The 9,666-nt window shown below is 75.1% G+C and carries 9 protein-coding genes; 4 read left to right on the top strand and 5 right to left on the bottom strand.

Going from position 1 to position 9,666, the window contains the following annotated elements:
• A partial coding sequence (locus ABT106_RS17925) for a hypothetical protein (protein WP_502979412.1) occupies positions 1 to 302 on the bottom strand: 302 nt, incomplete at its 3' end.
• Between the two features lie 337 nt (positions 303 to 639).
• On the bottom strand, positions 640 to 2,724 hold the full coding sequence (locus ABT106_RS17920; RefSeq protein WP_351278125.1) for a SpoIIE family protein phosphatase: 2,085 nt from the start codon (positions 2,722 to 2,724) through the stop codon (positions 640 to 642).
• Between the two features lie 156 nt (positions 2,725 to 2,880).
• Between ABT106_RS17920 and ABT106_RS17915 the strand changes: the two genes are divergently transcribed.
• The 3 genes from ABT106_RS17915 to ABT106_RS17905 all read left to right on the top strand — a co-directional run bounded on the left by ABT106_RS17915 (position 2,881) and on the right by ABT106_RS17905 (position 5,078).
• Positions 2,881 to 3,684: a hypothetical protein gene (locus ABT106_RS17915; RefSeq protein WP_351278123.1), complete on the top strand. Its 804-nt coding sequence runs from the start codon at positions 2,881 to 2,883 to the stop codon at positions 3,682 to 3,684.
• Positions 3,685 to 3,938: 254 nt separating this feature from the next.
• Positions 3,939 to 4,499 carry a hypothetical protein gene (locus ABT106_RS17910; protein WP_351278120.1) on the top strand — a complete coding sequence of 187 codons (561 nt, stop codon included), beginning with the start codon at positions 3,939 to 3,941 and terminating at the stop codon, positions 4,497 to 4,499.
• Between the two features lie 21 nt (positions 4,500 to 4,520).
• The gene (locus tag ABT106_RS17905; protein WP_351278117.1) at positions 4,521 to 5,078 is read left to right on the top strand and encodes a hypothetical protein; all 558 of its coding nucleotides are present in this window, start codon (positions 4,521 to 4,523) and stop codon (positions 5,076 to 5,078) included.
• Positions 5,079 to 5,157: 79 nt separating this feature from the next.
• On the opposite strand, the gene ABT106_RS17900 is transcribed toward ABT106_RS17905, so the two are convergent.
• Positions 5,158 to 6,513: a DUF6777 domain-containing protein gene (locus ABT106_RS17900; protein WP_502979411.1), complete on the bottom strand. Its 1,356-nt coding sequence runs from the start codon at positions 6,511 to 6,513 to the stop codon at positions 5,158 to 5,160.
• A 166-nt stretch (positions 6,514 to 6,679) separates the two neighbouring features.
• On the opposite strand from ABT106_RS17900, the gene ABT106_RS17895 reads away from it, so the two are divergent.
• The gene (locus ABT106_RS17895; RefSeq protein ID WP_351278111.1) at positions 6,680 to 7,966 is read left to right on the top strand and encodes a streptophobe family protein; all 1,287 of its coding nucleotides are present in this window, start codon (positions 6,680 to 6,682) and stop codon (positions 7,964 to 7,966) included.
• A 48-nt stretch (positions 7,967 to 8,014) separates the two neighbouring features.
• On the opposite strand, the gene ABT106_RS17890 is transcribed toward ABT106_RS17895, so the two are convergent.
• Positions 8,015 to 9,025 carry a serine/threonine-protein kinase gene (locus tag ABT106_RS17890; RefSeq protein WP_502979410.1) on the bottom strand — a complete coding sequence of 337 codons (1,011 nt, stop codon included), beginning with the start codon at positions 9,023 to 9,025 and terminating at the stop codon, positions 8,015 to 8,017.
• Positions 9,022 to 9,666: a hypothetical protein gene (locus ABT106_RS17885; RefSeq protein WP_351278108.1), complete on the bottom strand. Its 645-nt coding sequence runs from the start codon at positions 9,664 to 9,666 to the stop codon at positions 9,022 to 9,024. Before ABT106_RS17885 ends, ABT106_RS17890 begins: the two co-directional genes overlap by 4 nt.

Genomic DNA, 9,666 nt, shown 5'->3' with positions numbered 1-9,666 from the left:
GCCCGGGGCGGGGGGGCGGCGTCCGCGACGGTGGCGGCGCGGGCGCCGCCCAGGTACTCGGCCCGTACGCCGGCGCTCCCCCCGAGGTCGACGACGAGCTCGTCGATCCGCAGCCAGCGGTCGGCCTCGAGCCGGTCGTACGACTCCAGCCGTACACCGGGGGCCACTTGGCGGCTGGTCCGGGCGGTCTCGACACCGTCGCCGTCCCGGCCGGCGGCGCGCGCGGGCGCGGCGAGGGCCACGGCGAGGAGCAGAGCGAGGAGCAGGGCGAGCACGGGCGGCAGCGGGCGCGGGATCGGCACCCGGGCAGGATCGCCCCCCGGGCCCGGGCCGGACCCCAGGCACCGGGCGCGGACCCGCGCGTTCAGCCGTTCGGGCGCGCACCGGACCGCCGGGACGCGGACGCCGGGCCGGGCATGTGCGCGTCACCGCCCCGCGGATCAGCGGGTGCCGTCTCCGGTGACCGCCGGCCCGGTGGCCACGCCGCCCAAGCGTCGGCGGCAAAAGCCCCGCGCCGCCGCAACGCCTGACGCACCGTCCGCCCCCCCCCCCGCTACGACTTCACCGTCCCCGGCACTCCCGGGCGTCGCAGCGGGCCAGGCCGGGCCCGCTCACCGCGCCGCGCGCCGACGCGGCGGCCTACGGGGCCGCTTCCGGGCCGGCGAGGTCGAACTCGCACCACACCCGTTTCCCGCCGCCCCGGGGCTCCACGCCCCAGGCGTCCGCGAGACGGTCCACCAGGAGCAGTCCGCGCCCCGACTCCTCCCAGTCCCCCGCCTCGCGCGGCCGCGGCAAGGCGCTGCTGGTGTCCTCGACCTCGAACCGCACGCGTCCCTGCGCCGTCAGCCGCAGCCCCACCTGGGCGCCGCCGTCGGTGTGGACGAGGGCGTTGGTCATCAGCTCGTCGGCGGCCAGCTCGATCTCGTCGGCCCGCTCCCCGGCGCCCCAGGCGGCCACCGCGGCCCGGATCAGGTGCCGGACCGCCGTGGGAGCGTCCGTGTCTCCGGGGTCCAGGCGGTGGCGCAGCGGGCCGCCGCCGCGTGCGTCGGGGGTGCCGCGGCGGCGCAGCACGAGCAGGGCCATGTCGTCGCCGCCGCCCGCGTCCCCGACCAGGTCGCAGAGCGCGTCGGCGAGTTCCTCCACGTCGGCCGGGCCCTGGCCGACGGCGTCCATGAACTCCCGCATACCGGTGTCGGCGTCGCTGCCGGGCCGTTCGATCAGGCCGTCGGTGCAGAGCAACAGGGTGTCTCCGGGGTGGAGTTCGAGACTGGTGACGGGGTATCCGGAGCCGGTCACCGGCCCCTCTGCTGGTGCTCCGTCCTCTCTCGGCAGGCCAAGGGGGAGGCCGCCGGCCACCTGGACGCGATGGCAGCTCCCGTCGCCGCGCCGCACGACCGGGTCGAGGTGCCCGGCGCGGACCATGCCGAGCAGGCCGGTGTTCAGGTCCACCTCGGCGTACGTACAGGTGGCGAACCGTTCCGTCTCCAGGTCGCGCAGGAAGGCCGAGGCCCGTTCCATCGCGGCGCCGGGGGTGTGCCCCTCGGTGATGTAGGCGCGCAGGACGATCCGCAGCTGGCCCATGACGGCGGCCGCGTCCGTGTCGTGCCCCTCCACGTCGCCGATCATCACGCCGACGCGGCCCTCGCCGAGCGGGATGACGTCGTACCAGTCGCCGCCGACGTCCCGTCCCATCCGGGCGGACCGGTACCGTACGGCGATCCGCGCGCCCGGCACGTCCGGGATCCGGCGCGGCAGCATGGCGCGCTGGAGCCCTTCGGCGAGGTCGTGCTCCTGCTCGAAGAGGATCGCGCGCTGCAGGCTCTGCGCGATGCCGCTGCCGAGGGCCATCAGCAGGTTCCGCTCCTCGGCGGTGAAGTCGCCGTCCCGCGTGTAGAGGAGCCCGAGGGCGCCGATGGGACGTCCCTGCGCGATCAGCGGCAGGTATACCCCGCTGCGGACGGCCAGCGGCTCGATGTACGGCCAGAGCTGCGGGTAGCGCCGCTGGAACTCCTCCCGCGAGCCGAGCACCACCGGCTGCATGGTCCGTACGGCCTCGCTCATCGGGAACCGCGCGTCGATCCGGGTGTACTCGATCTCGGGCACGTACGAACCGAGCTGTCCCTCCGCGACCAGGTGGATCCGGCCGCCGTCGACGACGCCGAGCATCACGCTGACCGCGCCGAGGTGCCCGAGGGCCTCCGGGTCCTTGAGGGTGTCGGTCACGTCGTTGACGGTGCGGGCGTGGGCGAGGATGGCGGTGGTGCGCTCGACGACCCCCGTCATGCGCCGCCGTCCCTCGTCCCGCTCGCCGGCGGCTCCGGGCTCGCCCGGGTCGTGGGCGGCGTCGCGGAGTATCCCGATCACGCGGTACGGCCGGCCGTCGCGCTCCCGCAGGACGTGGCCCTGCAGATGGGTCCAGGCCGGGGAGCCGTCGCGGCGGCGGCTGCGGACGTAGGCGCCGTAGTGGCTGCGGCCGTCCTTCAGCGCCTGCGCGACCCGGGCGTCGAGCCGGGCCGCCTCGGCGGGCGGGATCCGCAGGCCCAGCCCGGCGGGGGTGCCGGGGAACTCGTCCGGGCGCAGATCGAGCACCTCGAGGGCGGTCGGGTCCAGATGCATCCGACCGCTGTCGAGGTCCCAGTCGAACGTACCCATGCGGTTGAGCGCCAGGCTCGTGTCCGGCCGCGCGGGCCAGCCGACTTCGGGGTTCTCTCCCCTTCGGCCCATGGAGCAAGGGTCTCACTCCCTCCCCCCGGTGTCCCAGCGGAGCGCGGGGCCGCCGGGGCGAGGGGAGGGCGGCCACCGGCTCACCGGCGATTTGCCGTGGTCCCCGCACGAGGGGAGGCTGGAACCATCCCATTCCCGCTGAGAACGGGGATTCCCATGACAGGCAAGGGACGCCTCCGGTGGATGTACCGGGCGTCGGTCGGGACCGGTCTGGCCTGCGGACTGGCCGTCGGTCTCGCCACGCCCGCCCACTCCGCGCAATTGGTGAGCGTGCGGTTGGACGCTCCTGACGTCACGGTCACCTTCCGGGACACCGACGCCGACGACGATTCCCACGTCCTCGTCCTGCGCCCGCAGGGCGGCGCGGGTGAGGTCCGGCGCATCGGGCTGGCCGGCGAAGTCCCCAGCGTGAACCGGACCGTCGTCAAGACGGTGAACGCCGGCATCAGACCCGGCGTCGCCTACTGCGCGGTGGTGGAGAGCGGCACCAAGGGCGGCGACGGGGTCATCAGCGACTTCGGCTCGAAGTACCAGTCGAACGAGGTGTGCTCCGAACCGGCCGGGTCCGCCAACGCCCCGTCCGACGTCTCCATCGGAGCCATCACCGGCGAGGACAGCCCGCCGGCGGGAACGAACCGCAACTACTGGGTCGGCTACTCCAACTCCGGTGCCGACGCGAAGGACGTCGTCATCCAGGTCCAGGCTTCCGGTTCGCTGTCGGTCCGGCGTCCCCCGGAGTCCGGCACCTTCAACGGCTTCCAGTGCTCGGCGACCGGCACCACCGGCTACCGCTGCACCGGCGGCACCCTGGCGAAGGGCGCCAAGAACCAGATCCCGTTGCTCGCCACGGTCACCAGGAGCGGTCCCGGGGCCATCCACGCCACCATCACCGCGGCCGGTGACCCGGACCCGGGCAACAACGCGGGTACGCACACCGTGACGGCCGTCCCGCGCACCTGACCGCCCGCTGCCCGGTCGACACTCCGCCCGGGACGGGGGACGATGGACGGGACGGGCGCCGTCCGAGTCATCCAGACCGCCGCCCCCGTGCGGTGGCCGGAGGGAGAGTCCCGGAGCGTGGTCCGGCTGCGCCGGGCGGGACGCTCCGCAGGCCGCGGTGCGCCCGTCGCGACACCGCGCGTGAGCGCGGTCGCCCTCAACGGTCGTCTCCTCGCCTCTCCCCCTCCGCAGCATCGCGAGGGAGGAACACCACCATGAACCGGCACTGCCGCCGCACCACGGTCACTTCTCTGGTCGCCTGCTCGTTCTTCGCCGGAAGCCTGGTCGCCCTGGCTCCGGCGGCGACCGCGGCGCCCGCCATCGGCACCTGCACCGTGAAACCCGCCGACAACGGACTGAGCATCACCATCAGCGGGTCCGGCTGGGACCCGAAGGTGGGTCTGAAGATCGACGGCGGTGAGGGCACCGACACCCTGCCGGTCAAGCCCGACGGGACGTTCTCCCTGGTGCGCTTCCAGAAGAGCACCGACTTCACGGTCCTGCCCGACAGCGGCGGCTTCAGGAACTGCCAGGTGCTCAAGGCGGACAGCGCGCAGAAGGAGACGGACAAGAACGCCATCCGCAAGGCCCGCCAGCAGGGCTTCAGCGAGGGCGTCAAGGCGGGCAAGCTGGCGGCGCAGGAGGACTGCAACAGCAAGCCCAAGCCGCACAAGAAGCCCGGACTCACCGCCCAGGACGCGGCCGTCGAAGCCGCGTTCGAACAGGGCTTCCTCGCCGGCGCCCAGAGCGCCTTCGCGAAGTTCTGCCGCACCTGAGCCGGAAGGGGCCGTAGCGTCATGAACTCCCGTACCCGGCTGGCCGTTCTGTCTCCGTTCCTCGTCTCGTGCGTCGCCCTCGGGCCGGTCGCCGTGGCGCAGGCCCCGGCGGCCGTCCCGGCCGGCAGCTGCACGGTCAAACCGTCGGACGACGGTGTGACCGTGACCGTGACCGGCGTGGACTTCATCGGCACCGGCGGAGCCGGCCTGCGCGGTGACGACGGCGGCTTCATCGGCATCGGAAACCTCGACGGGGTGGCCCCGCCCGGGTTCTTCGTCCGGACCGGCCTGCCACCCGGCGAGTACCTCGTCCAGCAGCAGAAGGGCCCGGTGGTGAAGTGCAAGGCCGTCGGGTCCGACAAGGCCACGAACAGCAAGAGCGTGCGGGAGGCCCGCCAACAGGGATTCAGCGCGGGCGTCAAGGCCGGCAAACAGGCGGCGCAGGAAGACTGCGACAGCAAGCCCAAGCCGCACAAGAAGCCCGGACTCACCGCCCAGGACGCGGCCGTCGAAGCCGCGTTCGAACAGGGCTTCCTCGCCGGCGCCCAGAGCGCCTTCGCGAAGTTCTGCCGCACCTGAGCCGCCGCCCCGGCCCCCTGGCCCCGGCCATCCTGCCACCCGGCCCGCCGCCACCCGTTCCGAAGGGACCGGGCTTCGCCTACCGGGCGGGCGGGGCCGGGGCAGTACCGGTGTCCGTGGGGGTGCCGGAGTCCGTGGAGGTCCCGGAGTCCGTGGGGGTGCCGGTGTCCGTCGGGGTGCCGGAGTCCGCGGAGCTTCCCTGATCCGTCGGAGTGCCGGAGTCCGCCGGTGTTCCCGGGTCGGTGGGAGTTCCCGCGTCCCGCTGCCTGTCGGTGTCCGACTCGCTCTCCGTGGGCGTTCCCGTGTCCGTCGGGCTGCCGGTGTCCGCGTCGGAGGACGGGCCGGTCGGGGCGTCCGTGCCGGTCGGCGTGCCCGTGTCCGTGGGCGTACCCGTACCCGTATCCGTGGGCGGGCCCGTGTCGGACGGCGGGCGGGACGGCGGAGCCGTCGTCACCGGCGGCTTCGGTACCACCGGCGGTTCGACGCGCTGGTCGGGATCCGGCTTCGCGCCCCGGTCGCGCTCGTACCAGCGCCGGTTCTCGTGGTCGTAGATCACGATCTTGTTGACGATCTTCACCGAGGGCGCGATCACCACCACGTTCTGCGGGTGGTACGCGCTCCACGGCTGCCCGTACCTCTTCGAGCCGGGTTTCAGGGCCACCGGCTCCCCCAGCGGGTTCCCGCACGCGCACCGCACCCGGGGCACCCCTCGGTCGTCCACCAGCACGGCCGTCCCGGCCTGGAGAACGGCCTGGTAGGGGGTGGCGCGGCCGTCCTTGTACCCGTGGTTCGTGACCCGCGTGTCCAGACGCAGCCGGACCGGTGTCAGGGAGCGCAGGTAGTCCGGGACGGCCGCGGGGCGGATGCCCAGGGCCTCGGCGAACGCGCTGTTCTTGGCCGGCTCCGCCACCAGCACCCGTACCTGCTTCTCGACGTCGCAGCTGGCCAGGTCCTGGGTCCCGCCGTACAGGCCGGGCTGGGCGCCGCTGACGGAGCGGGTGGCGGTGGTGCCGGTGGTGGGCACGGGGCCCGTGGGCGTCGGCTGGGGTTCCTCGGCGCCCGGGGCCCTCGCGGTGGACTCCGTGAACGGGTCCTGCCCCACGGACCCCGCCGGCTGGAGGAAGACCTCGCCGCCGGTGGTCGGCGTACCACTGGGCCGGGTCAGCACCACGATGAGCGCCACGGCCGCGGCCACCGCCACCAGCCCGGCCGCCAGCCGGGGCCCGGACCGCCACCAGGGCCTTCCGGGAGGCCGCCCGCCGGGAGACTGCCCGCCCGGGGGCGGCCCGGAGGGACCGGAACCGCCCGGAGGAACGGGGCCGGGCGGACCGCCCGGCCCCTGCGGCGGCGGGCCCTGCCGACCGCCCGAGAGCGGCCCGGACGGGGGGCCCGCAGGACGGCCGGACGGCGGTATGCCCGAAGGTTGCGTGGTCACGGATGCCCTCCGTACGCAGAAGTTCCCGGTCCCGGCTGGACGCTCCGCCCGCAGACCCACCCCTACGGGTGCGTTCCTCGCAGTATCCGGGCATCCGTCGGCGCGCCGCGCGATCGGGTGGGCCGTTCAGGTGGTGCCCGCGCAGGGCGGTGCCTACGGTTGCAAGGTGAGCCGTACGCCGAGGGCGACACCGACCGGGGGTTCCTCCACGAGGGCGTGGCGCGACGCGCTCGTCGCCGTCATCGCCGGCTTCGCGGTGATGACGGTGGTCGGCGCGGCCGGACTGGCCTGCGCCGGCGCCGGTGACCTGCCGGGGGGCGCGTTCCCCCGCGTGGTCGCCGCCGTCGTCGTGATGGCCGCCGGCGGGTCGGTCGAGGTGTCGGGCGGGGCGGGTCTCCTCGCGGGCGCGGACGCGAGCCTGGCCGTGCTGCCGCTCTCGGTGAGCCTGGCCGGAGCCCTCACGGCCGGCTTCTGCTTCCTGCGCCCCCTGCACAACCGGGCCGTGGCCGGGCCCCGCGAACTGGCGGGGCGGGCGCTTCCGTTGGTGGTGCTGTGGCTCCTCGCACTGACCGGCTGCGCGCTCCTGGCCCGCCAGGACTTCGGGATCTCCACCGGCGACTCGCCCGTCGGCGAGATCGGTGAACTCCTCGGCTCCGCACCGACGGTGGGGTTCCGTGCGGCCGTTCCCGCCACGCTCCTGTTCGGACTGCTCTGGATCCTGGGGCTGTTGCTGGTCTGCCTGCTGGTCTCCCGCCGCGCGCCGCTGCCGGCCGGGCTGGTCCGCTTCCACACCGCGGTGCGGCCCGCCGCGTTCGCCACGGTGGCGCTGCTGCTCGCGTACGTCGTCCTCGGCATCGTCGTCGGACTGGTCGTCGCCGCGACCCAAGGCCATCCCGGGCGGACCCTGGCCGTGGTCCTGCTCGGCCTGCCCAACCTGGTCTGGATCGCGCTCACCCTGGGCTTCGGCGGCGCCTGGCAGGGCAACGTGGAGGGGCCGTTCGGGCTCCCCGTGCCGCAGTCGCTGGACCAGGTCCTGCGCGGCCCCGACCTGTCCACGGTGGACGTCGCCTCGCTCGCGGAGCGGGACTCCCGGGCCTGGTGGCTGGTGGTGGTCGCCGCCGTCCTGCTGCTGGGTGCGGGCGTACTGACGGCCGTACGGTCTCCCGCGCGCGTCCGGCCCTGGCAGCACGCCCTGCACCTCGGCGTGGCCCTGGCGCTGGCGACGCTCGCGGTGTGCCTGCTGGCCGGGGTTCGGGCCCGGTTCGGGCTGTCCCTGCTCGGCATCGGCGACGTGGACGGGCTCGGCGGCCGGGTCGAACTCACCGCCCTTCTGGGCCGCACGGTGGGCCTCGCCCTCCTCTGGGGAGCGGTGGCGGGCTTCCTCGGCGCCCTGCTGGCCCGCCCGCTGCACCGGCGGGGCCGCGTCGACCCGCCTTCCGGGGCCGGGCGGTAGCAGCCGGAGTACGCGGGCCACCGCCCCGCCGCCGGTCGGGGCGTTCGCTCAGGGCCCGCCGTGGAACACGGGCCCCGCCCAGTGCGGCGGAGGCGGGGGCGGACCGGACGGGGAGCCGTCGGTGAACCTCGGCGGCCGGGGGGCACCGGCACCCGCCCGACGCAGAGCCCCGGTGAACTCCAGGCAACTGCCCCACCGGTCCTCCGGCGACTTGGCCAGCGCTTTCGCCAGCACCTCGTCCAGCGCCGCCGGCAGGTCCGGCCGCCGGGAGGTCGGCGGTGGCGGCGGATCGTACTGGTGGGCCCAGAGCAGGGCCATGTCGTCGTCCCGCCGGAAGGGCGGCCCGCCCACCAGCATCTCGTAGACCACGCACCCCAGGCTGTAGACGTCGCAGCGGCCGTCCACCGGCTTCCCCGAGATCTGCTCCGGCGCGACGTAGTCCAGCGTCCCCACGAACTGCCCGACGCTCGTGAAGCCGGTCAGGGAGAGCGACTTCTTCGTCAGCCCGAAGTCCGTGAGGTAGACGTGCTCGGGGTGGTCGCTGTCCGTGCCCGCCGCGACCAGGACGTTCCCCGGCTTGACGTCCCGGTGGACCAGGTCGTGGGCGTGCGCCGCGTCCAGCGCGGAGGCCACCTGGCCGGCGATCCGGGCCGCGGTCCCCACCGGCAGCGGCCCGGTCCGGTCGAGCAGGGCCCGCAGGTCCTGCCCGGCGACGTACCGCATCGCGATGTACAGCAGGCCGTCCGTCTCCCCCGCCTCGAAGACCGGCACGATGTGCGGGTGGTCGATGGCCGCGGCCACCTTCGACTCGTGGGCGAAGCGCAGCCGGAAGGTGTCGTTCCGCGCGAGTTCGGGGGCGAGCAGCTTCAACGCCACCGTCCGGTCCAGCCGCAGGTCCCGCGCCCGGTAGACGACCGCCATCCCGCCACGGCCGATCTCGTCCTCCACCCGGTATCCGGCGATCAGCCTCCCGCGCAGGTCCGACGGGCGCCCGGCGACCGGCTCCGCGTCCGGAACTTCGACCCGATCCGCGGCGCGGCCCCGCTCCGGGCCCGTCACCGCCCGCCGCCTTCCCCGGCGGCGCCGGGCCGGCCGCCGGGGGCGTCGACGACACGGGTGGGCTCGTGCCCCGGCGTCCCTCCCGGAGCCACCTCGGCGTCCGCCTCCGCATCAGCTTCCGGTGGAACACCCGGTCCCGCCACGACCGCGTAGGTCGCCAGGCGGGTGCCGTCCCCGTACAGCCAGCGCCCGGCGGCCTCGTCGTACAGCCAGACCGCCTCCCCGTCGATGACGATCCCGGCGCGCAGCCCGCGTACGGAGGCCCGGAAGCCCTCCCCGTCCGCCCGCCCGGCGGCCAGCCCGTCGACGGCCCGCCGGTAGCGGTCCAGCGCGTCGGCGCCGCGCGCGAGCAGCGGCCGCGGGTCCTCGGCGCGGCCGGGCGGCCGGCCGCCGGTCGTGGGCGGCGGCTGCGGTACGGCGACCAGGAGCCGCCCGTCCACCCAGGCGGACCAGCCGTTGGCGCAGAGGATCTCCCCCCACTCGGCCCGCCGGGACAGCAGCCGGACCGGAAGGAAGGGGTCCAGTGGCGCCGTGGGCCGCGACTCGTCCGGGGTCTCCCAGGCGGGCAGCCCGTCCTGCGGCACGACGTGCGTCGGCCGGAAGTCCGCGGCGCCCCCGGGGTCCGTCGTCGGATTCGCCAT

The organism is Streptomyces sp. NPDC002044 (assembly GCF_040296725.1).
Lineage (GTDB): Bacteria > Actinomycetota > Actinomycetes > Streptomycetales > Streptomycetaceae > Streptomyces > Streptomyces antarcticus.
This window is presented reverse-complemented; position numbering and strand designations above follow the sequence as displayed.

Excerpts from the sequence above, each read along its gene's own strand:
- ABT106_RS17915 (WP_351278123.1), top strand. The coding sequence starts at position 2,881 with ATGACAGGCAAGGGACGCCTCCGGTGGATGTACCGGGCGTCGGTCGGG.
- ABT106_RS17910 (WP_351278120.1), top strand. The coding sequence starts at position 3,939 with ATGAACCGGCACTGCCGCCGCACCACGGTCACTTCTCTGGTCGCCTGC.
- ABT106_RS17920 (WP_351278125.1), bottom strand. The coding sequence starts at position 2,724 with ATGGGCCGAAGGGGAGAGAACCCCGAAGTCGGCTGGCCCGCGCGGCCG.
- ABT106_RS17905 (WP_351278117.1), top strand. The coding sequence starts at position 4,521 with ATGAACTCCCGTACCCGGCTGGCCGTTCTGTCTCCGTTCCTCGTCTCG.
- ABT106_RS17885 (WP_351278108.1), bottom strand. The coding sequence starts at position 9,666 with ATGGCGAATCCGACGACGGACCCCGGGGGCGCCGCGGACTTCCGGCCG.